This is a genomic window from Aequorivita xiaoshiensis, from assembly GCF_022008395.1.
GTDB classification, from domain to species: domain Bacteria; phylum Bacteroidota; class Bacteroidia; order Flavobacteriales; family Flavobacteriaceae; genus Aequorivita; species Aequorivita xiaoshiensis.
On sequence record NZ_JAIRBB010000009.1, the window covers coordinates 90,365 to 113,583 of the forward strand.

Annotated in this window: 22 protein-coding genes and 2 pseudogenes; 5 read left to right on the top strand and 19 right to left on the bottom strand. The window is 31.5% G+C overall.

Annotation, left to right across the window (positions count from 1 at the left end; translation table 11 throughout):
* Positions 1 to 399: 399 nt before the first annotated feature.
* A complete protein-coding gene (locus K8344_RS10680; protein WP_237608685.1) occupies positions 400 to 1,104 on the top strand; it encodes a hypothetical protein in 705 nt (234 codons plus the stop codon).
* A gap of 120 nt (positions 1,105 to 1,224) precedes the next feature.
* Positions 1,225 to 1,962: a T9SS type A sorting domain-containing protein gene (locus K8344_RS10685; protein WP_237608686.1), complete on the top strand. Its 738-nt coding sequence runs from the start codon at positions 1,225 to 1,227 to the stop codon at positions 1,960 to 1,962.
* Positions 1,963 to 2,293: 331 nt separating this feature from the next.
* Here the strand turns inward: K8344_RS10685 and K8344_RS10690 are convergent, their stop codons facing one another.
* The 7 genes from K8344_RS10690 to K8344_RS10720 all read right to left on the bottom strand — a co-directional run bounded on the left by K8344_RS10690 (position 2,294) and on the right by K8344_RS10720 (position 9,169).
* Positions 2,294 to 2,773, bottom strand: a complete 480-nt coding sequence (locus K8344_RS10690) for a hypothetical protein (RefSeq protein ID WP_237608687.1) — start codon at positions 2,771 to 2,773, stop codon at positions 2,294 to 2,296.
* A gap of 150 nt (positions 2,774 to 2,923) precedes the next feature.
* On the bottom strand, positions 2,924 to 3,358 hold the full coding sequence (locus K8344_RS10695) for a hypothetical protein (RefSeq protein ID WP_237608688.1): 435 nt from the start codon (positions 3,356 to 3,358) through the stop codon (positions 2,924 to 2,926).
* A 90-nt stretch (positions 3,359 to 3,448) separates the two neighbouring features.
* Positions 3,449 to 4,435 carry a hypothetical protein gene (locus K8344_RS10700; RefSeq protein WP_237608689.1) on the bottom strand — a complete coding sequence of 329 codons (987 nt, stop codon included), beginning with the start codon at positions 4,433 to 4,435 and terminating at the stop codon, positions 3,449 to 3,451.
* Positions 4,436 to 4,483: 48 nt separating this feature from the next.
* Positions 4,484 to 6,226, bottom strand: a complete 1,743-nt coding sequence (locus K8344_RS10705) for an amidohydrolase (RefSeq protein WP_237608690.1) — start codon at positions 6,224 to 6,226, stop codon at positions 4,484 to 4,486.
* A 197-nt stretch (positions 6,227 to 6,423) separates the two neighbouring features.
* Positions 6,424 to 7,338: a T9SS type A sorting domain-containing protein gene (locus K8344_RS10710; protein ID WP_237608691.1), complete on the bottom strand. Its 915-nt coding sequence runs from the start codon at positions 7,336 to 7,338 to the stop codon at positions 6,424 to 6,426.
* A 300-nt stretch (positions 7,339 to 7,638) separates the two neighbouring features.
* Positions 7,639 to 7,935 carry a DUF4298 domain-containing protein gene (locus K8344_RS10715; protein WP_237608692.1) on the bottom strand — a complete coding sequence of 99 codons (297 nt, stop codon included), beginning with the start codon at positions 7,933 to 7,935 and terminating at the stop codon, positions 7,639 to 7,641.
* Between the two features lie 331 nt (positions 7,936 to 8,266).
* A complete protein-coding gene (locus K8344_RS10720) occupies positions 8,267 to 9,169 on the bottom strand; it encodes a T9SS type A sorting domain-containing protein (RefSeq protein ID WP_237608693.1) in 903 nt (300 codons plus the stop codon).
* Between the two features lie 797 nt (positions 9,170 to 9,966).
* On the opposite strand from K8344_RS10720, the pseudogene K8344_RS14335 reads away from it, so the two are divergent.
* A pseudogene (locus K8344_RS14335) lies at positions 9,967 to 10,166 on the top strand (IS110 family transposase); the annotation flags it as partial.
* A 7-nt stretch (positions 10,167 to 10,173) separates the two neighbouring features.
* Here the strand turns inward: K8344_RS14335 and K8344_RS10730 are convergent.
* The 4 genes from K8344_RS10730 to K8344_RS10745 form a co-directional block, all read right to left on the bottom strand.
* Entirely contained in the window at positions 10,174 to 10,668 is a 495-nt protein-coding gene (locus K8344_RS10730) for a hypothetical protein (RefSeq protein ID WP_237608694.1), read from the bottom strand.
* A 173-nt stretch (positions 10,669 to 10,841) separates the two neighbouring features.
* Positions 10,842 to 11,540 carry a hypothetical protein gene (locus tag K8344_RS10735; RefSeq protein WP_237608695.1) on the bottom strand — a complete coding sequence of 233 codons (699 nt, stop codon included), beginning with the start codon at positions 11,538 to 11,540 and terminating at the stop codon, positions 10,842 to 10,844.
* 341 nt (positions 11,541 to 11,881) lie between these two features.
* Positions 11,882 to 12,271: a hypothetical protein gene (locus tag K8344_RS10740; protein ID WP_237608696.1), complete on the bottom strand. Its 390-nt coding sequence runs from the start codon at positions 12,269 to 12,271 to the stop codon at positions 11,882 to 11,884.
* 159 nt (positions 12,272 to 12,430) lie between these two features.
* Positions 12,431 to 12,889, bottom strand: a complete 459-nt coding sequence (locus K8344_RS10745) for a hypothetical protein (protein ID WP_237608697.1) — start codon at positions 12,887 to 12,889, stop codon at positions 12,431 to 12,433.
* Positions 12,890 to 13,453: 564 nt separating this feature from the next.
* On the opposite strand from K8344_RS10745, the pseudogene K8344_RS14340 reads away from it, so the two are divergent.
* Positions 13,454 to 13,649, top strand: a pseudogene (locus tag K8344_RS14340) (IS110 family transposase); the annotation flags it as partial.
* A gap of 134 nt (positions 13,650 to 13,783) precedes the next feature.
* Here the strand turns inward: K8344_RS14340 and K8344_RS10750 are convergent.
* From K8344_RS10750 to K8344_RS10775, 6 genes are all read right to left on the bottom strand, one after another.
* Positions 13,784 to 14,908: a hypothetical protein gene (locus tag K8344_RS10750; RefSeq protein ID WP_237608698.1), complete on the bottom strand. Its 1,125-nt coding sequence runs from the start codon at positions 14,906 to 14,908 to the stop codon at positions 13,784 to 13,786.
* Positions 14,909 to 15,246: 338 nt separating this feature from the next.
* The gene (locus tag K8344_RS10755; protein ID WP_237608699.1) at positions 15,247 to 16,434 is read right to left on the bottom strand and encodes a PorT family protein; all 1,188 of its coding nucleotides are present in this window, start codon (positions 16,432 to 16,434) and stop codon (positions 15,247 to 15,249) included.
* 380 nt (positions 16,435 to 16,814) lie between these two features.
* The gene (locus tag K8344_RS10760) at positions 16,815 to 17,582 is read right to left on the bottom strand and encodes a DUF2059 domain-containing protein (RefSeq protein ID WP_237608700.1); all 768 of its coding nucleotides are present in this window, start codon (positions 17,580 to 17,582) and stop codon (positions 16,815 to 16,817) included.
* Positions 17,583 to 17,932: 350 nt separating this feature from the next.
* Entirely contained in the window at positions 17,933 to 18,499 is a 567-nt protein-coding gene (locus K8344_RS10765) for a hypothetical protein (RefSeq protein ID WP_237608701.1), read from the bottom strand.
* 168 nt (positions 18,500 to 18,667) lie between these two features.
* Positions 18,668 to 19,000 (bottom strand): helix-turn-helix domain-containing protein, encoded by a 333-nt coding sequence (locus K8344_RS10770; RefSeq protein ID WP_092210206.1) that lies wholly within the window; start codon positions 18,998 to 19,000, stop codon positions 18,668 to 18,670.
* Positions 19,001 to 19,010: 10 nt separating this feature from the next.
* On the bottom strand, positions 19,011 to 19,343 hold the full coding sequence (locus tag K8344_RS10775; RefSeq protein ID WP_040492771.1) for a type II toxin-antitoxin system RelE/ParE family toxin: 333 nt from the start codon (positions 19,341 to 19,343) through the stop codon (positions 19,011 to 19,013).
* A gap of 599 nt (positions 19,344 to 19,942) precedes the next feature.
* On the opposite strand from K8344_RS10775, the gene K8344_RS10780 reads away from it, so the two are divergent.
* Entirely contained in the window at positions 19,943 to 20,887 is a 945-nt protein-coding gene (locus K8344_RS10780) for an IS110 family RNA-guided transposase (RefSeq protein ID WP_237608704.1), read from the top strand.
* A gap of 44 nt (positions 20,888 to 20,931) precedes the next feature.
* Here the strand turns inward: K8344_RS10780 and K8344_RS10785 are convergent, their stop codons facing one another.
* Positions 20,932 to 22,080 (bottom strand): hypothetical protein, encoded by a 1,149-nt coding sequence (locus K8344_RS10785; protein WP_237608702.1) that lies wholly within the window; start codon positions 22,078 to 22,080, stop codon positions 20,932 to 20,934.
* Positions 22,081 to 22,290: 210 nt separating this feature from the next.
* Positions 22,291 to 23,106 (bottom strand): hypothetical protein, encoded by an 816-nt coding sequence (locus K8344_RS10790; RefSeq protein ID WP_237608703.1) that lies wholly within the window; start codon positions 23,104 to 23,106, stop codon positions 22,291 to 22,293.
* Between the last annotated feature and the right edge of the window lie 113 nt (positions 23,107 to 23,219).

The following is a 23,219-nucleotide window of genomic DNA, read 5'->3' on the forward strand; positions in this document are numbered from 1 at the left end:
AACAAGTAGAAACGGGGTTTTAACCTTATTTCTTTGTGAAAGGTATAAGCATGGGCACTTCATTTTGATAGGTTTCATACTGTTTGCCAAGCGCTTTTTTTAAGTGTTTTCCTAGCCTCCCAAATTTTCTAAAGCCCATTTCAAATTTTATCATTCAGCTCTTTATCTTTTTTCCTAATTCTAACCTACTCCTATATTCTGAAATAACGTACTAACGTAATACTTCAGGCTTAACAAATTCATCGAAAATTTCTTCTAAAACATTACTATATGCCTTTCCTATTCCAATTTTAAAATCAGCCTTTTTCAGAAAATATTGAAGGGTAAGTTTATTTTAATTTATTTCTTCAGGTTATGTTAATTTTCAATATTTGTAGACACAACTATTTTGTATCTATTATGAAATTCACTGCTATATGTCTTTTTATCTTTTTTATTGCTCTTGTAGAAAACACCCATGCACGATTTATTAGTGGTGTTTATCAAGGGGAACAGACTAGTGGAAATTATGGAGCTAAGGCAGTTAAAACCGTGCCGAATGACGGTTACATTATGGTAGGAATTAACACGATGAGAATTCCTGAAAACAAAGATGAAGTTTATGTCCTTAGAATTTCAGACAGTCTCGAACCAAAATGGTCTAAGACCATTAAGATAGAAGGAAAGGTGTGGGGAAATTCTGTAGAGCTTACACCAGACGGTGGCTTTATCGTTGCTGGAACTTCAGAGGCTAAATTTACCGAAAAAAAATCTATTTATCTGTTGAAGTTAAGTTCCGCTGGAGAAATTGAATGGTCGAAAAACTTGAGTGAGATAGAAGGAAATCAAGAAGGTAATGCAATTAAAGCAACCGAAGATGATGGGTTTGTTATAGTGGGTTCTACTCAAATAGTAGGTGAAGGTAAAAATGTATATATCGTTAAGTTGGACAGTGAGGGAGAGGTTGAGTGGAGTAATAGTATTGGAGGGCTTGGCAATGATATAGCACATGCAGTTGATACCACCTTAGATGGACAAGGAGGCTATATAATAGCTGGAGAAACAGACTCTTTTGATGTAAATCAAGGTTCAGCCGATAGTTATATTGTTAAGTTAGATTCTTAAGGAAATCTTGAATGGTCTTCGCTAATTTCCCCTGTTACTTGGAGTAAAGCTTATGGTGTAGTTGCTATTCCTGGAGATGGATATGCTGTAGCAGGGAAATTACTTGCAAATGGTTATATTGTGAAATTGGATGCCTATGGAAATTTAGAATGGAGCAATGAGTACGTTGATCAAACTCATTATTCAGGTTTTCACGATATTGACTTAATCGGTAATGGCAATTTGGTTGCTAGTGGAGTTGCGTCAGGAGGAGTGAGTTTCTTAATGGTAGAATCTAATGTAAATGGCGAGTTTGTGCAAGGAAATCAATATTGGGGGCAAGAGAAATTTGCAGCCTTCGCCTCAGCGCCAACCGATGATGGGGGCCTTATTACTGTTGGAACTAAAAATGCTAGATATAACGAGTGGGGGGATCGGGTTTTTTATATAAAACAAACACCATCTCTCCTTACATGCGAATCTTTAATTCCAGTTTATACTTATGACGATATACCTGGTGTTGCGAGACGTTCGGGAGGAGTTGTAACCAAAGGGGGAGCGAGTTTAACAGAGGTGATGTCTATAGATGGTGAAGGATTCGATATATTTCGTCGTTGTAATTCGTTAGGGAAGTTAGATCACTCTAAAATGGAGTATTCTATATATCCCAATCCTGCATATGATTTCTTTTTTATTAATTCAAAAACTCTAATATACCGAATTGAAATAACAGCCCTAGATGGAAAGAAAATTTATTCGTCCGACGTGCGGAACCATTCAATTTCTGTTAGCACGCGAGATTTTTCAGCGGGTATGTATCTCGTAACTATTCATTCTGAAACTGGAAGCAGCACAAAGAAAGTGATGGTTTCTAAATAAGGCATCGGATCCTTTAGTTGATGTATTTAGAATCTTGTTATTTGTCTGCCGCGTGGAAGTGTCACATTAACCGAATATCTAGAAATGTTATTTGTTGTTTTTAGATTAATACTAAACTTGTAATCAAAAGCCATGAAAAGTCTAAGCACTAAAGATATTTACGGATTAGATTTACTATTATCACTATGAAAGAGGATAAATAGAATTATGTATTTGTAATATGGTTGATGTGGGTACACCTAAACCTTAACCATTCCTTCGAAAACCTATTCTACAGGATTTTGAATTTAAATGAGAGCCTTAGATTTTAATATCATTAATTCACATTCAATTATTTCTTGATTTTTGCTAGTATTTCCCTAAGTTCTGTTTCTTTCTGCGTTCCGATCAGAAATTTTTTTCCATTAAGTAGTTCTATAGCTAAACCTCTATTTCCTTTAGTATTGTAGACAGTTCCATATTTTGTACCAAGCCGTAAGCCCCATCCCCCTACAAATCCGTAATTTACTAATTGAGCACTTTTAACATCTTTCCAATTTACTTGTTTCTTGACAAAGGGGAAGAAACTCATTCGGATTTCATTTTGGTCAATATTAGTTTTAAGTCGCATAAACCAAAACAAAGCAATTAAACCAAAAATGAACAGAGAAAAAACAATAAGCCCTAAGGCGGAGATAGGACTATCACCCAATTTTGGTGCATTAAATATTTGCTGATAAATTGCTATTATGGGTAATGCTCCAATTCCGATTAAAATTAGCCACAACCACCATTGTGAAAATCTTTGTTCCTCTTTAAAAACAGCCTTCATATTTAGTTAACTGATAAGGTTAGAGTGAAAACACTTAAGTCTATATGGAATTAAATGTAAGGAATTTTCGAATGAAATGGATTGCTTTAAACCTTAAATTAGCGTAAATAAATTTTGATATATTATATCTAGCTAATTTTATTAAATGTCTTATGAATTTCTTTTTTCCAATTCTTGAACTGCTAATTTCAGAATTTTTATTTGTCCATAAATATTGTTCCACGGTTCAGCATTAATTTGAAAAGTATCTGTATTTTTTCCGAAAGAATTTTTATACTTAACGACAAATCCTTTAAAGTGATCCAATTCAATAATTTCACTGGTTTTGAGTTTTAGTTCTTTTCTACCACCTAAAATGGAATAACTTTTTAGGCTTATCTGATCTCCATTAATATCTATCTCAAGTAATATTTTCTGTTCTTTTATTGTTAAATACATCGGATAAATCAATAATATCAACCAGGTATGCCATTCAATTGGCTTAACGGTATTGAATAAATATATAATCAAGCCAACCATTATAATATTGCCTAGAAATTTCCAAAGTATTGATATTTTAAGGTTATGAATTAAGTGATCATTCATATCTAAATTCCTGAGTGTTAATTAGGGCCAAAATATAGAATAAGGGGCGTTTGAAGGATTATATTAGCATTTCTACATCCCTTTCAAACTTTATAGGTTTATAATATGGAGGCCATACTGATTAAAATGTTCAATTAAATAAGCTCTTTCTTCTGGGGATTTGAAATAAAACGGAATTGAAAACTCGATGTAATTCGGATAAAGCTTACCATTGAAATTTGTAAATGAAGTCTCTCCATCTCTGATTTTGACTTCGAAATTAATGTAGTTCTCTTCTTGCTTTAGCCAGATACCGATTTCTTCGCTAAACTCTCTTTTTTTAATAACGCCATAGTTGTATTGATGATTGTAATCAATGGCTGTGTAGGTGATTTCTTTTGTGATTTGAGCCTTATTATTCACCCATACAAGCGGTTGAAAAGGGAATGTCCAAGGACCTACATGGGAATAAAATCCACTGCTTAACATTTCAAATGTTTTCTTAAAGAAGTTAGGGTGTGACAGTTCTTCCTCCTCCCAACTACCTGAAATGTTTAGCTCGTCTGGCCATAGATAATGTACTAATTCGGGAATAAATTGTACGCATTCTTGCTTTACTTCTTGTTCTCGTTTTTGCATCCGCAGGGACTTTTCATAATAAGGAGATTCCTTATCCTTGATAATTGAATAACTATATAAACGCAATTTCTTTCTTTCTTCGAGAAATGTGAATAAATAACTCTTATGATACTTTGATAACGAGAAGTAGTTTTCATTGTAAAAATAAAAAACCGTAGTTTCAATAAAAGATTCTCTGATACCTGGACCATTTTTAGTGACTAACGCAAATGAATAATCACCTGGCGGAGGAAACTTACCTTTTTCCCATGCATCTGGAGCGGTTAAAACAAAACTGCGTCTATTTTCTTGAAAGGGAGCTACAAACTTATTCTCCTCCTTTTTTGAGTTCGCCCAGAAACCGCACTCCTCCCATATTTCTTGCATGGCTTTAATATCTTCGGGCTGGTCGGAATCTTTCAAAATATGGAGCAAGTCGTATATATGATTGGAATTTTTTGTTTCTTCCTTTGTTTTCATGACCGATAGATCGAATTAATTAAATAGAATATTTCAATAAATTAATTTTCAATTTTTATTTACTATTTCATTATCATTTTCACGGGCAAAAATTGATTTACCTTCTTTTATCGTTTCCATTATTTTAATATTCTTAATTTCCATGGCTTCTACAGTCAATGGGTTTTTATCTAAAATCACAAAATCGGCTAATTTACCTGTTGATAATGTGCCTTTTATGTCCTCTTCAAAAAATTCATAAGCTGCGTTAGCAGTTATCGCCTTTATAGCATGAAATGGCGAAACTTTTTCTGCTTCTCCAATGGTTGCTCCCGAACGTGAAACTCTGTTAACGGCAGTCCAAATAGTAAATATTGGGTCGATTGGTGTAACAGTAGCGTCTGAATGATTGGTGGGTTTTAATCCTAATTTTATAGAACTTGCCATTGGACTTAAAAAATCAGCTCGTTCTTTCCCTAAATTTTCTACATGTACATCTCCCCAAAAATAGGCGTGGTTTGTGAAAAATGAAGGCTCCATGTTATACTTTTTGAAGGTTTCAAGCTGGTCTGGTCTCGAAAATTGTGCGTGAATAATTATCGTTCTTCTGTCTTTGTCTAATGGCTGATTTAAAACTTTACAAGCATTTTCATGAGCTGTAATTATCATATCTACTGTGGCGTCTCCGTTGCAATGAATAAATAATTGATTGTCTTTTTCATAAGCCATTACAAACAGCGTATTGATGGTTTCCTGTGTTAAACTTGGCAAACCTCTGCAATCGTGATTACATCCAGGAACTTCAGTCAAAAACGGTTTTGTGAAGAAAGCTGTTTTACCTTGTGGCGAACCATCTGCAACTAATTTTGTTCCTTGTATTTTAAATCCATTTTTATAAGTTTTAAACAATAGCGTAGTGTCTTTTAAATTGCTTTCTAATTCTGCATATCCTGCCAAAGAAATTAAATCTATTTTAAATTTTCCTTCATCTGCTTGCGATTGAAAAAAGCGAATTGTATTTCTGTCTGTCATACCATCTTGTGCTGTGGTAATTCCGTTTGAAGCATAGTATTCTTGCGTAGTTTCAAAAAATTCTTCTTGTTTTGAAGCTAACTTTTCCAACATTAATCTCACGAAAGGATACATAGCAGTTTCTTGTACCAAACCCGTTGGATCTTGTGTGTTAGGAAAACGGTCGATATTTCCGCCTTTGGGATTTTTGGTTTCGGAATTTACCTTTAGTTCTTCTAAACCCAAAGAATTCGCAACGCCCATATGTCCGCTTGTATGTTGTAAATAAACAGGATTGTTTGGCAGTACTTTATCTATGTCTTTTTTTGTGGGGTGTCGTTTTTCTGCTAACTCACCATCATCATAACCCCAACCATAAATCCATTCACCATCAGGAATATTATTTTCTTCCTTGTAATTTTTAAGCTTAATTAAAATATCATCAATATTCTCTACTGTTCCCACAGGTTCAGGGTTCAAATCTACTTGTCCCATGGTATTAGAAACCATTCCGAAATGACTGTGTGGGTCGATAAATCCAGGCAGAAGTGTTTTACCATTCAAGTCAATTTTATTTAGATTAGAAAATTGTTTTTCGGCTTCTTCTAAAGTCCCTACAAATGCAATTTTCCCATCTTGCTCAACGATGACATCGGCATAGGTTGGATCTTCGGTGTCCATTGTAATAATGTGGCCATTGAAATATAGATTTGCAGTGGCAGTTTCCATTTGTTTGCTTTTGTTTTCACAACCCAAAAGCAGAACTATGGCTAAAGTTGTTATTAAAATTTTGTCTATCATTCTCCTGTTTTTTATTCTACAATATGATTTACCGCGGCTTTAGAACCAGCATACCCATTCATATTTGGACTTTTATTAATACTTGACACAAAAATATCTAATTAAAACTGGCTGTGGAAAATCCGCTCCCGATTGCTATGGTTTCGTAGGTAGGCGAGAACTAGCCACTAATTATACACGGCTTACGTTAGCCGCAGTTATTTTTGCTTTACAATTTTTAAGGTTTTAATGCCACCATTTGCTAAGTCATAAATTTTAAGAATAGAAATCCCATTTGCTATGGGTAAATTTTTAAGCTCTATAATACTTTTTCCTAAAACCTTTTCTTGATGTAATATTTGACCAAGACTATTTATTAGTTCTATTCTAACCTTAGAAGAATTCATATTCAGTTCGATTACGGAATCTTCTGAAATCGGATTAGGATATACTATTGCGTTTTTTATTTGTTCGTGATTAGTTATATCAAGAACAGGCTCTTCAAGACATTCGTGGTGTTCAATAGAATTATTTAATTCGTCTAAAATTTGAAATAGTTCCGATGTAGCTTCTATACTGACAACCCTTTGAAGAAAAGGAGATTGAAAGGTTGGAAAAGCTTTGTAAACTGAAGTTATATGTGTATTTAGTGTTGCCAGGTCTTCATTAGAGATGGTGTCAAGTCCAACAATTAAGTTTATAAAATCATCCTTATTAAAGTCAAGTGGAACTTCAAGGAGAGTAAGTAGGGCATAATAATGAAACGTTCCATCGCTCCTAGGGCAACTATTTAATACACAATATTGGAATTCGATCGAATTATCCAACGAATCCAAAATTGGATATATTTCTGTTGTTGAAAAAACAGTGACTGTTCTATGAGGATTTTGTGAAGGAAATGTTTTGTAAACTAATGTGATATGTTCAACAAGCGTATTTAAATCAGTATTAGAGATATTGTCAAGTGCAACAATGTGGTCTATTAGATCATCTTTATCGAAGTCGGTTATTACGTTTGCGATATACAGCTTGACTTCATACCGAAATGTACCATCTCTCTGTGAGCAGTTATACTGACTATATGAAGAAGATATTACTAAAATTAAAGTAAGAAGAAGTAATATTTTTTTCATTATTAATAGTTTTAATTGTGTCTAACCTTAGGGATACACCCAGTAGCGGAATTAAAACACTTAAATATCGGTCTATAACTGACTTTAAATTTATAAAATTATTTTTGGGTATGCACTAACTCCGCCATTGTATTTAAACTCGTGTTATGTGCTTTTTATACCAGTTAATTATCAGACGATTTCAAATATACAATTAGCTTATTTCCATTATATTCTTTTTAAAATTAGATGGCTTTTTATAGAATTGCAGTCTACCACACGAGAGAACTCGTGCGGTAGTGGGGTTATCTTAGGATACATTTATCTTATTTTCTTACTCAATTCTTCCATTTTGTCAGATAATTCACGCAAATCTGTGAGGAGCATATGTACAGCATCCTCGCTCAAAACGCCTCGTTTAAGATCTTGAGGGACTTCTTTTCTTTTGTCTGCCATAACATCTTTCATATATTGAGATTCATAATATTTCTTTAAGGTGTTTAAATTTATCAATGAATCTTCAAGTTCATTCATTGCTTTATCAGATTTTTCAACTACAATAGTGAGTTCGTCTAATATGTTTTCCATTTTCGTAATACGTTCTATTCTATTTTTCATAGGTAGATGTTTTTTTTATTTTTATTTCACAAATCTGTGACTTTAGATTTGTTAAGTTATAGAATGCGCAGGATTTATTGGTAATGTTCCTGTTCACAAGCAATTGCACCGCGCACTTCTTAAGGCTTTAATTTAGTAATATTTTATTTACTATCTTCTCCTTAATTTATTTCCGCTTTTGTTTTTGGTATTTTGGTCGGGTAGTTGGGCTTTTTATTGAACTGCAAAAGAGGACTCGTGCGGTAGGGGGGAAGAAGATAAAATTAAGGGCTGAATCTTACTTGTAAAAATTCAACCCTTACTACACTTATCTTTGCAATTTATTGGATTTTTACTTTTTAACGATTTTATGAGTTTCAGTAACCCCTTCTGCGAATAATATTTTTAATAAATAACTTCCTGATCCTAAATTTGAAAGATCCAATTGATTAAGATTGTGAAACTCTTTTATCTTTCTACCTGTTAAATCGAATAGCACACTCTGGGTAATTTTTTTATTTATGTGTAAATTAATGCTTGAGGTGGCAGGATTTGGAAAAATATTGGTTGCATTTGTTTTCTTTACAAAATCAGATGTGCTTAAAATAGACTCATTTGTTGCGGCTACAGAAATATTATCAATTCCCAAATTTGATTCGATTATGGAAGTAAAGTCAAAAACATTCGGTTCTAGTCCTATACTCCCAAAGCCCGTAATTACGTGTTGATTGTTTGTTTGAGCCATGATTTCGCCAGTAACTGAATTATAGGTTATTGTAAAATGATACCATGTATTTGGGCTTCTATTTTCGACCAAGGCCTCATCCATATTCTCAGCAAATAGTACTATTGAATTGTTTTCTGACGGCATAATAATTGAGAAGATTTCTTCAAAATTATCGGTAGCAATTACTATTTGACCAAGGCCTTCAGTAACTTGTTGCCCCGTATATAGTTCAAAATTTATTTCAAGAACGTCATTATTAACTTCACGACCGGCCCAGTCATTATAATGGGTTACAAAAATACCTGAAGTATTGGCGTTGTCTGTATTGAGCTGAATACTTTTTCCGTGTTCAGAATCAATATTAACAATTTGAACCCAATCATCAATTCCACCTTCTCGAATCCAACCGTTTTCTCCAAGAAAATCACCTAATGTATACGATTCAAAATTGTCCTCCCATAGTGTTTGGGAGTAAATTATCGAGTGAGTAAAAAAGAGCGCGAGAAGTAAGAAATAATGTTTTTTCATTTTGAGGTTTTTATAAATATTTATGCTTTGGCGAATTTAACCTATCCTTAGATGTTACCCAAATTTCGGCTTATGATTAAACCTACAGCAGAAATATCTTGAATACCACTGTTTCTGCCTTTCACAATTTCAATGAATTCAGCATTTGCACCTATGATATACTTTACCTTTCTTATAATGAATTCTACATATTAGTTTCAAATTTAACCTAATAGTGAATTTAAGTTTTAGAAAAAACTGTTTAAAGATGGTATGTAAATATGGGTTTCCATATTCATATTGGTCATAATTAATTATAATTATTCATGAATTAGATACTGAAGTTAGGTTTTTTAAATTGCTAATGAAATTTAAATTTTGGAGAATAAAAACGCGTAATTTTCAGATAGAAATAGCAGAAAGATAGTGATAGTTATAAATTAAGGGAAAGTATTTTTTAGTTGCTGTATCTAAAATTTTATTATAAGTCTGGTGCCTTGAAGTTTCACTCTAATCGCTCAATATCTAGAAATGCCATTTCACGGCCTGCTGTTTTATCAAAACCACTATTAAAATCTGGTGCCTTGAAGTTTCACTCTAATCGCTCAATATCTAGAAATGCCATTTCACGGCCTGCTGTTTTATCAAAACCACTATTAAAATTTGTCTTTAAAAAGCATGAAATATTTAAATCACCACAGATACTTATGGTCCCAATTTGGTATTATCATGACGAACGGAGAAATATAGAATTCTGTATTAGTAATTTCAATACCGCCAATGCATATGGGTACAATGAAAAACCAAAAAATTCGAAACTCATTATTATGTGCAGTTTTAATGCCTGCAAATACAATAAAGCCTGTAGGGATATTTACGAGCGATTAGTTGCTAAAGGAAAAAGTAAAAAATTAGCATTAATTGCAGTATGCAATAAGCTTATATACAAGCTTTTACTATTGCTAAATCTGGATTAATATATGAGGATAGTTACAGAAGTACCATGGTGAAAAATTAATGCTATTTTACTTGTTTATTACCACAGTACTTTGTTGTGTAACGTTTTTTTTGTCAGTCAGTTTATCAATTTCTTCGGTCAATTTTTCAATCAGAATAAAGATATTCGACAAACTATATTTATCTTGGCGACCAATTCTACAACTATAAATCAGATATTTTCCATTCAGTTCAAAACTTGCTTTTTCGCCTTTTAATAAGTTAAGCGACAGGGGACTGATAAGTAGAAAATCAGAAATAATGCTTTTCTTTCCTGATAAGTTGTAATTATTATATCGAGCGATTAAACTTATCAATGAGTCTTTCTTAATTGAGCATTTAGTGAAATCAGAGTAAAGATTTGATTTTCGAGATTTTATAGTCAGATCAATTCGTTTAGAGTTCCAATTTGCCGTAATTTCTAAAGTCCAGTTTTCAGAATTTTCAATGATTCCTTTATTCCCTTTTGGAAACAAAATCATTTCTTTTGTTATTAATTCAGACAGTTTATGAAATTCGTTCAAATTTTAGTTTTTCAAATGTTACACAACGTTTTTGTGTATGCTTTGTTTCGTGATCTAAGCACTAAATTTAGCAAATAAAAACCGAATAGAAAATCCGCGTCCCGATAACTATCGGGATTCGTAAGTAGGCTAAAACTAAGCAATAAAATATACACGGTGTTGCCAGTAGTTTTTTACTCATCAGTTCCTATATATTGTAATTCGTTTTCTGTCTTTGAAAGTTGAAAATGAAAGTGAATAGTTCCATCTTCCATAGGTTCTTTTAGATAATATTCTCGATTAAGATAATTCTCCGTTTCAAAATTCAATTTTTCAAAAGTGTCATAATCCGCTGAAGGAAAATTATTTTTAAAATCTACACCTTCTAAAAAACCTTTAGATTCTCTTATTTCCTTTGCAATTCTCGATTTGTCAGAATCCGAAATTTGAATTTTTAGAGTGTGTGCGTAGTCCATAAATCCGCCACTTTCATTTTTCAGGATTTTAAAATCGTCTTTCAATTCAATATTATGTTTCGATAATAATTTTCGTGCATCATTTTTGCTAAAAGTCCAATCACTTATCCAAGGTGACATACATAATAGGATAAAACCTAAAGTCAAAAATGACGAGACATATTTTCCAATTTTCGGTCTTTTAAATTTTCTAAAAGTCCAATAAGTCAGGAATATGATTTGAAAGACTAAAATAAATGGCCAAATAAAAATCACAAGAAATTCCAATTCCGCTAAAATTGTCCAGGCTATAATTATGCATAAAATAATCCCAGTTATAATTCCAGTTCGTTTATTTCCTTCTTTAAATGGAAGCCAAAAACAAAGGACTGTTAATCCTAATAAAACTAAACTTGTTATGAGATTGAAGTGGTTCATTTAAATTACTAGTAACGGCAGTCTGCCTCGAAACTACACTAATTTTCCTTTAACTTCAGTTGCAGGGTTAAGATTTCTGTATTTTATGAATTTATAGAATTTCTCGGGAATGTGATTTTTAAGGCTTCCTGACTGGATAATTGGGCTATAGCAAGCAAAATAACTTTTAAAAATATATAAGATGTGCCAAATTGAAAATTAGAAAAATCAATTTCTAAAAATTCCATTTCAAACTAGAACAATTCCCATAAAGACAAACCGATATACACCGGTTCAGTCAACACTGCATTCATGTTGTGTCGTACCGACCACACGAATGCTTAGTTATTGTGTGCAGTATTTTATTCAATCTTTGTTATTTCACTTTTGTATACAAAATCATTATCAATGTCAAATTTTGATTCCTGCGTATATTTATTTCCATTAACATTTGTGATTTCCACAATCAAATCAGGTGTCGGCTTATCTTTTAGTCTCGATTTCCAAAACGCTTCATTCCCGTCCAAAAATTTCAGTCTATAACTACAATCATCAATCCAAATTATTTTTAGCGTTATTTTCAATTCTCCATATTGTTCAGTTTGGATAGAGTCATTTCTTTGAATTTCAGCTTTTAAAATTCCGTTTTCAATATTCTGAAAACCCCCTGTTTTAAATTTATTACAATTTTCTTGCGAGTAAGAAAGTCCGCAAATCAATATTAAAATAGATAGTGAGATTATTTTTTTCATAAGTTTCGTTTTCATATTGCACACAACCTTTAGTATACCCGCAGTTACAGGATTAAATTTAATGTTTTTCGGATTAACACAGACGGTAGCAATTACGCGTGGATTCGGACGTAGTCGAATCCGCCGTAATTGCGGTTATATATTTTTGTACACAGTGTTTTAATCTATAACATTAATTCGAAGATCAGCTGGAATAATCCATTCAACTCCGTCGACATTCATAGCGACTTCGAGTTGAATTCTATCTTCACCAATATTTTCGGGTGTAAATTCAAATTCAAATTCACTTAATTTTTGATTTTTTAAAATCAATTCTCTTTCGTCATAATTTTCACCGTATAATCTGTAAACGTTGTATTCTGGAACATAATTTTTGTATCCGAAATCGAAATGAATTTTACTGGTTTCATTTACTTTAATATTTTCTTTACCTGAATTCTCTATTAGATAAAAGGAAGATATGTTTTTTTCCTGCAACGTTTGAATCGAGTCTATTAATTTTGAGTTCAGTTTGGTTAATTTCGATACTGAGTTTTTCAATTCGGTTATTCTGCTATTTTCGCAAGAATACAGAAAAATTGAAAAGGCTATAATTGTTAATGTCAGTGTTTTTCTCATATTGTGTGGAACGTGTGTGTATTGCTTATTGCGTAAAAACACGCACTAATTTTTCGGTTGAAAACCAAATTTAGCAAAATTTGACAAAACCCGGATTAAGAACTTTCGTAGCAATGAGCTCTATACGGCTTAAGTTTACAATTCATTAAAATTTTATATAAATCAGAAAGAACAAAAGAGCGGAGGAAGGTTACTATATACGATGAAGTTTTAGACTTCGACAACATTGAAAATCCCCTCTCTTTTACAACTTAAATTACGTTCTTCCAATAGTTATTGGGACTATGAGGCTTTTAGACCTAGTTTTCAAGCGATGTCCTGAGTCTGTCGATGGATTATTGTGACCCAAGTAGCTGGTTCTTTCATAAATTTAATTTCTATGAATAAATATATGGAAACTTTAGGAGTTGACATTAGCAAGGATGTCTTTGACGTGCACGGTATTATAAGCGGCTACAACCAATTCAAATGATAAAAGGGGATTTGCTTGCTTTCAAAAAATTCTTTCACAAGATACTTTGGTGGCAAAGGAAACCACAGAATATTACCATTACAGTTGCCCAGTTTCTTTATGCTTTCAATGCCTGTAAATACAATAAAGCCTATCGTGAATTGTACGAACCAATAAATTATAAAGGCAAGAAGTAAGAAGCTATCGCTCATACCTGTTGCTAATGAGTTCCTCAAACAGTGTTTTGCCATTGCAAAACAAGGGCTTTTTTATAACGAGAAATTTGTTTTGAATCTTGCAGAAAAATAATCGAAAATCTAAAAAAAATAGCTTACAGATTCATTATTTAATATGTAAGCGTAGCATACTTATGTAAAAAAATTAAAGAAGTAAAAATTTGTTTCTCACCTAAGTTCTTGGTTAGGCCATTTTTTTTAGTTATATTAAAATGAATAACCAGCATTAAAAAATACTCCATTCATCGTGGGAGTTATTTCAGTTAGGATAAAATTTGAGTTGACCTTTATTTTGGCACCTAAACCAACATTCACAGTAGGTAAAAACACAAAATCTTTTCGACTTCCATCAATTTTGTAATCTTCAATAATATAGTCGCTCATCATTAATACAGCTGCTCCTGCGCCAAAATAGCCATAGAGAATTATATCTTTTGAATTAGTCTGAAACTTAATTCCTACTGGAATGATATTTAACATTTGCCATCTATAATTTGATGTTCCACTTTTATATTGGTTATTCCATTTTTTATCATTGTAACTCCCATGATGATATACAATTCCATTTAAATATGAGAATCTATTTGATTTCTCAATAAAAGTTTTATTTCTATATACCCCAATTCTAAAATGTAATTCTTCCGATTTCAGACTTATTGGAATACCCACTAAAATATCGTAATTATATTCAAAGGGTTCCTGATATATTTCAATTGGATATTCATCCTGAAAATTTCTGTTAAATGAGATGATGTCCTTACTTATCGATTTTTCGCCAAATCTTAAACTATTATTTTTTTCTACTTTTAAGTTTTCGTCTTTTTTTACAAATGATATATAGTGCTTATATTTACTATCCTTTTTTGAATAATTTTTACCATCTAATTTTATCTCATTTTTTTTAGGTTTTATTAATTGTGCTTCTCTTTTTGAATTATTATTTGTTATGAAAAAATCTTTTGAATTATTTTTTTTATGGCGCCAAACAAAAAGATCAATTTTACCTTTTACAATTCTTTTTGCAAAAATATATAAACTGTCTTTGGGGGTTTGATTATCGTTCAATATTTTCTTTCTCTCAAAAACTCGTCCAGAGCTGAAACTAAAACTCAATAGCTCATTAGGGGTATATTCTATATTAGTTTCATCCAATAAATTTCTTTTAAACCTAATCTTATAAGCTAATTCAGAGTCAATTTTGTTAAGAATAAAACCATAGATGGTATCTTTCTTTGTAGTTAATACATATCCTGAATCATATTTATCTTGAGAATATACAGAATGTCCTAGCAGTATAATCAGAATTAATAAGTTTATTTTTTTATTTTTCATAAAATATATGAGTATTTTATTTCGATTTTTATTCACCGTATCCAAATTAAAGCTAATTGGTCTAGTATAAAAGAAGTAAGGCTTGTAAATAAACGATTAATTTTCGGGTTATCCACAAGTCCAAACTTTTGCATTTTGCCCGTCCGTACCGAAATGGTAACATTTGGACGGGTTTTATATTAATTTTCTAAAACCCTACCGAAGAACTACGACTTCCTAAATATAAGGTAATACAGTAGTCGTAAAAGAAGGGGTTTGGGAACTTCGCAAATACGCCAAAACTCTTTTATTAAGAATTATCCGACCTATTTTTTGTATACATTATTGTGGGTTGTTATTTAAAATAACGAATACCCAAATATTACTGATAATGTATTATAATCAGAACTCCAAGCAATATAATCGCCTAAAATTTCTCTACTTGTTTGATATCTCAATTCCAAACTATACTTATCATTATATTTATAACCCATACCAAAAGCTAGGTTATTCCTCGTATTAATTTCTAAATCTACTTCAGAACTAAAATCAATAATTGAATTACTACTTAAATCAAGAATGTATGAGCCATTAATAAAAATTTTTGAATTCTCACTTAGAAAAAAATAATGTCTTATTCCAACTGGTATTTCAATTGATTTATAGTCAGCTATAACAGTCTGTTTATTTATTTCTTTTTCCGATTTAAAATATTGATAAGTTGGCTCAATTATTAATGACCATTTATTAGCATTAAATGGCATAATGAATTCTGCCTCAATACCAAATCTAAATCCGATTTCATTATCAAAATCCGTATCTCTAGAGCTAGAAACACTATTTTGTATTGAAAGGGAAGAACTATTAAAACCAGGTCGAATACTTAAATTAAACAAGTCTTTTTTCTGCTTTTTTTCATAAATGATACTTTTTTCACCGTTACATTCATTATATTCAACAAAAAATTTAATTAGGTCATTTTTCTGATAATCTAGATTCTCAACTTTACTTATTTTGAAATCCGGACATTTTAGGTTATTCCAAAGTTGATTTTTAAAACTATTATTCTTACCGATTTTATAATTCGAAGTTTTGTAGGACTTGAAAACTAATTGCTCAATAACAGTATCCTCTGTGTTGTAAAAATATCTTATTAAATTTCCATCTTCAAATAGATACAAATTTGCTTTACCTTCAACTAATACTTTTAAAAATAGTTCCTCTTCTTTAAATATAGGTTTCCTATGATTACTCAATTGATTAAATTTCTCGCTTGACCTATCAATATTTACATTACTTCTGATGTATTTTGAAACATTATCAATGCCAAATTCTTTAATTAATTTTATGCTTGCCTTTTTTGACTCACTATTTTCGGATAATTTATATTCAAATTCGGTTGGATTATTTTTCCAATCAATGTTTTTAATTAAACAATTTGTCTTTTGATTAGAGTTATCAATGTAATATCCTTTCTCAAAAGAAATCTGTGAATAGCAATTAAAGCTTAAAACTGTTATTAAAAGAAATAAAAGTTGTTTTTTCATTATTATTTTAATTTGTTAATATTTGGCTTGTAAATGACTTTTAATAACCCAAAACGGCAGTCTGTCCCAAAACTACACTAATTTTGCTTTAAATTCAGTTGCAGGGTTAAGATTTCTGTATTTTATGAATTTTATAGAATTTCTCGGGAATGTGATTTTTAAGGCTTCCTGACTGGATAATTGGGCTATAGCAAGCATAACAACTTTTATAAATATATAAGATGTGCTAAAATGAAAATAGAAAAATCAATTTCTAAAAACCCATCCCAAACTAGACCAATTCCCATAAAGACAAACGGACATACACCGGTTCCGTCAACCCTGCATTCATGTTATGTCGTACCGACCACACGAATGCTTAGTTATTGGCAGCTGGCTTTTTATTCGGCTATTTTTATTTCTCCAAGATAGTATTCGGTACCACCCTCTTGCTTGTAAATGTACTTATAACCATTATCATCAGATTCGTAAATCGTGACTAATAATGGTACTTTATCCGAGTAATCATTATTATCTTGATATTCCCAAATTTGGTATTTACAATCTCCTGCCCATTTAATTTTTGATTTGTATATTTTACCATTTACGGTTTCTAACTGAAAATCTTTTTCACGTTTAATTTTTATCAGATTATTTTGGTTGTCATAATATTTGAAATTACCGATCCTAAAATTTGAACATCCTGTATGGGGCGATTCGAATTTTTTTTCTTGTGACGCTTTAATTTCTTTTTCTATCTGTTTTAACATTTGTTCTCCCCAAGCCGCACCAACTTGCATTGATTCAGTTGATATTAATGGAAATTTTTTAACCATAGCTTGTCCAGAAGGACTACTGTAAAATTCGATAATAGATTTTACTTCTTCTTCAGTCAGATGTTTTTTGTAAATCGGAATTAGAGAATCAATCAAATTCTCGAAGCTGTACTCATAGATATTTGATTTGATTTTTTGCCAATATTCTGAGTTTTTCAAAATTGGATTTTGTTGCTCTTGTAATTCAATAACATTATTGGCTACAGTTTTCATTCTTTCCGTTGAGCCCATAACCTCAATCATATCTCGAATTTTGGAATCAATAGAATCCGTTTGAGAATATAAAATATTAGTAACTAAAATCGAAAGTGCAATTGTTATTATTTTACTCATAAAGTCTCTTCTAAGGTTGCTACCAACGGCAGTCTGTCTCAAAACTACACTAATTTTGCTTTAAATTCAGTTGCAGGGTTAAGATTTCCGTATTTCATGAATTTTATAAAATTTCTCGGGAATGCGATTTTTAAAGCTTCCTGAGTGGATAATTGGGCTATAGCAAGCAGAATAATATTTAAAAATGTATAAGATGTGCCAAAATGAAAATAGAAAAATCAATTTCTAAAAACCCATCCCAAACTAGACCAATTCCCATAAAGACAAACCGACAACACTAGTTCAGTCAACACTGCATTCATGTTGTGTCGTACCGACCACACGAATGCTTAGTTATTGTAAGCAGTTTTTTATATTTCAGTTATTAATCTTTCAAAGATTTCGAAATGATGCTTATCTGTTCTCATTTCAATTTTCAATTTGTCATTCCGATGGTCAATTTTATATATTTCTTCTGATAAGAAAAGATCTTTTAATATTTCAGTCAGTTTAAAAATCAATTGAGATGTACTGTTCTTCGTTTCCAGGATATATTTTTCAGACAAATTCAAGTTGGATACAGAATTATTTACAAATTTTTTCAAACAATCAGTATGTGTTTTTTTCCTTATTAGGAATTCAGAATTATGCGTTCCTTTTCTTTCAGTTTCCCATTCTGCCACTACTAATAGACTTTGATGTTTGGATGATAGCAATAAATTACCGCTTGATGTATAAGTTGCTTTCTTATACATCAAATTCCAGTTTTTGGGTGCGTATATTTTTCCAAAAATTTGATAAGACCAAGCGTTGTAATTACCTTTTACTTTTCCGTTTTTTTTAGCTATATAATTTTCGAAATCAGCACAAAAATTTTCATTCATTTTATAAAATGGTGAAGACATTTCATTAGAAGATGCATTAGGTTTTATTTTCATATATTCATTTTTGGGAAATTGCTTACGTCTCAGCTATGAGTAGTTGCGTGGTTTAGTACTTAACTTTGCAAGTACGCACCAAACTGAAAATCCGCGTCCCGATAGCTATCGGGATTCAGAAGTAGGCGAGAACCAGCCATTAATTATACACGTTGTTGCCAGTAGTGCTTATGCTACTTTAAATTCCGATTCATTCATTTCGACACTAAATCGAACGTTTGCTTTCAAAGCTCTAAACACTTTTAAAATCGTTTCTATAGTTACATTTTTAGTGTTTCTTTCCAATTTCGAGATTTGCGATTTTTGAACTCCGATTAATTCTCCGAGTTGCTCTTGAGTCAAATTCCGTTCTTTTCGAACAGACTTTATCATATCTCCAAGCACTTCCATTCGCAAGTCAAATTCGTATTTGTCACGTTCTGGTGTTCCAACTTTTCCAATGTCCTTGTCCTTCATTTGGTCAAGTGTCATCATTTTCATTTTTTTATTTTTCGTTGCCATAATTTCAAGTTTATTCGTCAAAATATTCAGCTCTAATTTTCAATGCTTTCTCAATTTCTGATTTTGGAACTTTACTAACCTTTTTTACCATTCCGTGTGTCGATAGCACAAGCGTTTCGGTTTTATCTGTTTTGTCCCAAAAGGCAAAGAGTCTGTATTGAATTCCTTGATAAAGTGTTCTAAATTCCCAAATGTCGTCTGTTAGTTTTTTAAACAGTTTTGGGTCATTTTCGAGTTTCGCTTTATCCAAATTGTAATAGATTTTCTTTTTTGCTTTAGCGTCTAATTTGGACATAAAGTCAATAGCTTGTTCAAGAAAAACTACCTCAAATTTTGGTTTCATTCAGTTTATTTGTCGCTATACTTTAGCAAAGATAACAAAAAAGTTGAATTATATGGAAACTTTTGGCGGTTTCGTCTGCATTACTGGCAACGGTTTTGTGTATGATTTCGTTGCGTGTTTAAGCACTAAAGTTAGCAAATAAATCACAGATAGAAAGTCCGCGTCCCGATAGCTATCGGGATTCGTAAGTAGGCTAAAACCAGCAATGAATTATACACGTCTAAAGTTTACAATTCATTAAATTTAGATATAAATCAGAAAGAACAAAAGAGAGGAATAAGGTTATTATATACGCAGAGACTTAGATCTCGTCAACATTGAAAATTCCCTCTCTTTTTTGTTCATTTTTTTATATGTCTTTTAAAGTTGTTCAAGAACCTCATTCTTCGGTTTCTACACAGATTTCGTACTCCCGATAGCTATCGGGACTATGAGGCTTTTAGACCTCGCTTTTAGCCTGTGCTGAGCGCAGTCGAAGTATTGAAACTCGCGTAGATGTCCTTTCAAAAATCATTTTCTTATGAATAAAGATATTAAATTTTTTGAACTGCGAAGCACATCATGAATACCATATTAAAAAATAATAACGCCATGAATAAATTGACATTAGCCACTTAGTTTTTGATGTTGCGGATTCTAATGGCAACTTTTACCAGTTTAAAAACACACTTTCTGGCTTTAAAAAGTTTGCAAAAATATTAGATATAGATAGCCATTGTGTCATGGAAGCTACAGGATATTATCATTACCAATTAGCTTATTATTTGTTAGAATCAGGTATTAGAGTTTCTGTAGAAAACCCATTAGCAGTTAAACGTTTTATACAGATGAAATTATCTAAAATCAAAACAGATAAGAGCGATGCTAAACAGATCTGTGAATATGCCAAACAAGTCGAATTAAAACTCTGGAAAGGTAACTCTAAGCACCAAACAGAGTGTCTTCAAATCACCAGACTCCTTGCTATTTATACAAAACAAAGCACTATGATTAAAAATAAATTACACGGTGAATCTGTTTTAAGAAATCCAAGTAAAGCAGTTGTAAGCTCTTTAAAACGTAGTTTGAAGCAAGTGCAAAAAGAAATAAAAATGCTGGAAGACAAGCTTTTAATTTTGGTTAAACAAGAACATCAAGAAGTACTAACTCGATTAAAAAGCATTCCAGGTATTGGAAACAAAACAGCCCTAATGTTGGTAGTTCTCACAGATGGTTTTGAACGATTTACAAGTGGTAGCGAATTGTGCAGTTATGCAGGATTGACTCCCGTAATAAAAAGAAGCGGTAGCAGTGTAACTGGCCGAAGTAAAATAAGTAAAATGGGAAACCAAAAACTTCGAAACTTATTATTTATGTGCAGTTTTAATGCTTGCAAATACAATAAAGCCTGTAGGGATATTTATGAGCGATTAGTTGCTAAAGGAAAAAGTAAAAAATTAGCTTTAATTGCAGTATGCAATAAGCTCTTAAAACAAGCTTTTGCTATTGCTAAATCTGGATTAATATATGAGGATAGTTATAGAAGTACCATGGTGAAAAATTAATACATTTTTACTTGTTTTTTACCACAGTACATGGTTGGCAATAGTTATTTTACTTTTTGTTCAAATTTAAAAGACTGTTTTTCATTTGTAACTACAATTTCATAAACTCCCTTTTTCAATCCGAGATTACAATTATCTTTTTTACTTTCAACTTCTGTAATATCAATTGGAACAGCTAAATTTACATCTTCCCCTTTTTTAAAAGCTAAAACCATAATTGGAAAATCAATTTGAATATCAGTTAGTGAAATAGAAACGTTTTTATTTCCATTTTCGAATAACCAATTAGGTCTATCATCAATATATTTTGTATTTGGATGAAGCACAGCTATATCAGTCCAAGCCTCTCCACGTTGATAGTTCAATGGCTTATTATCTTTGTCAATCAATACTGACGATTCTTTAATATCTAATGCTTTTAAAAGAGGATGATTGTATTCAGGTTTACTTTTTTCACTATAAACTACTTGATTAATAGTCAAAGGATTTATGTTTGTATATTCAGTTAATCTTCCAGCCATTGCTTTTTCCCAAGAGCTATGATTTCCCTCTAAGGCGTGGTCATAACCGCAATGGATTAAGAATTTTTCATTTGGTTTGGAATTGATTACATTCTCAATATTTTTTGCTTGTTCAATCTCTCTTGGTTTCCCACTTCCTTTCCCCATATTTTCATAGGCAAATAGTTCATATCCAATTTCAAGAGCATCTCTAACTAAATTGCCAAATTGAGGGTCTTTGATATACAAACCCGTTTGTTGAGTTGGGTATTTTCTTTGATTAAGAGCTGAAATTAAACTATCATTATTTTTTAATGCCTCAAGTCCTAAATTTTTATACCCATTTTCAAATAGCTTTTGAAGAAGTGACTTTGTAAATACTCGATGAAACGAATTGTGGTGAGCTTCATTGATAATTATTACTTGATTCTCCTTTGCTTTTTCTATAATATACTCACTTGCTTTAATTTTCGAATACTTCTGATTAATAGAATCTATTTGGGATTTTGAAAAATTTTTTTCTCTCGTTCCCATTGCCAAATCCCATTGAATTAAAGCATTTTTATAATCTCCTTTTAAAGCATAGTTGGAAGCTGAAATTTGATTTTTCCAGGGAACAGTATCTTTTTTAACATCATTCTCTATTTCAGATGAAAATTTATATTTTTTTTCAAAATCAATTTTTTCAATCACTCTTTTTTCTTCTTTACAAGAGGTGAATAAAATGATAATTGCAAATATGTAAAATGTGTTTTTCATAATTATTGCTAACAGTCTTGTATATGATTAGTTGGATGGTTAAGCTCTAAATTTAGCAAATAAATCACAGATACAAAGACCGCGTCCCGATAGCTATCGGGATTTGTAAGTAATCTAGAACCAAGCAATTAACTTTATCCGGTGTTACCTGCTGGCTTTTATTATTTCAGTTGTTTGGTCTGTTATACTTTTGGTTTGTAATTCAATGCTAAATGCTTCTAATTCCGTTTTTAAATTCATTTCCATTTCCAGATAGAATTTGGTAAAGAATTGTTTTTCGATGTCATAGTTTATTTGTCCTTTTCCAGTTCCGTCCAATTCCATTTCGTAATCTTTAGTAGCGGATTTTATAGTATAAACTTGGTCAAGGTCAAAATATCCAATTCCATTTTCCACTTTTCTCAAGGTGTAAATTGAATTAATTTCCATTTCAATTGTCATATCTGCAATTGGCATTGACATTGGGTTTTTCTGCTCAAAACTTTCTCCAATTTTAATTTTTCTATTAGAATACTTGATTTGATTCATCATTGATTCCATTGCCGGAAGTAAAGTTCTCTTTTTTTCTTCTGTCATTGTCGAAGAATAAATAGAATCAATTTTAGTCTTTCCGTTAACTGATTTTCCGAAAAACTTGGTTCCGCTTGTTAAAGATGGATTATTGGATTCTAACAATTCTATGTTAATCGGAAATTCGTTTCCTTTCAGTTTTCCTGTTTTAGAAACACTTTTTAAAAGACTCGTGTCTTTCGTTATTGTTGGGTTTTCAATTCCGTTATTTTTTAAATTTTGCAGTATTTCGTCTGATGCAATATATTTTACATTGTTTTCCGAAATCTGTTTTTGGGTTAACGTGTAATTGTAATTTGGTAAGTAACCAACTTTAAAATCAATTTCCTCTTGACTTTTGCAAGATGTAATTGATATTGTCAATAAAATAAGTAGGATTGTTTTCTTCATTCGGTTTTTTCAGCTGTTTCGTCCTGAAATATGGCTACAGGTTAAAAATTGATTTACGCTGTTAATTTATATACCATTTCAGGTGTTTTAAAATCTAAAGATAAGTGTAATCT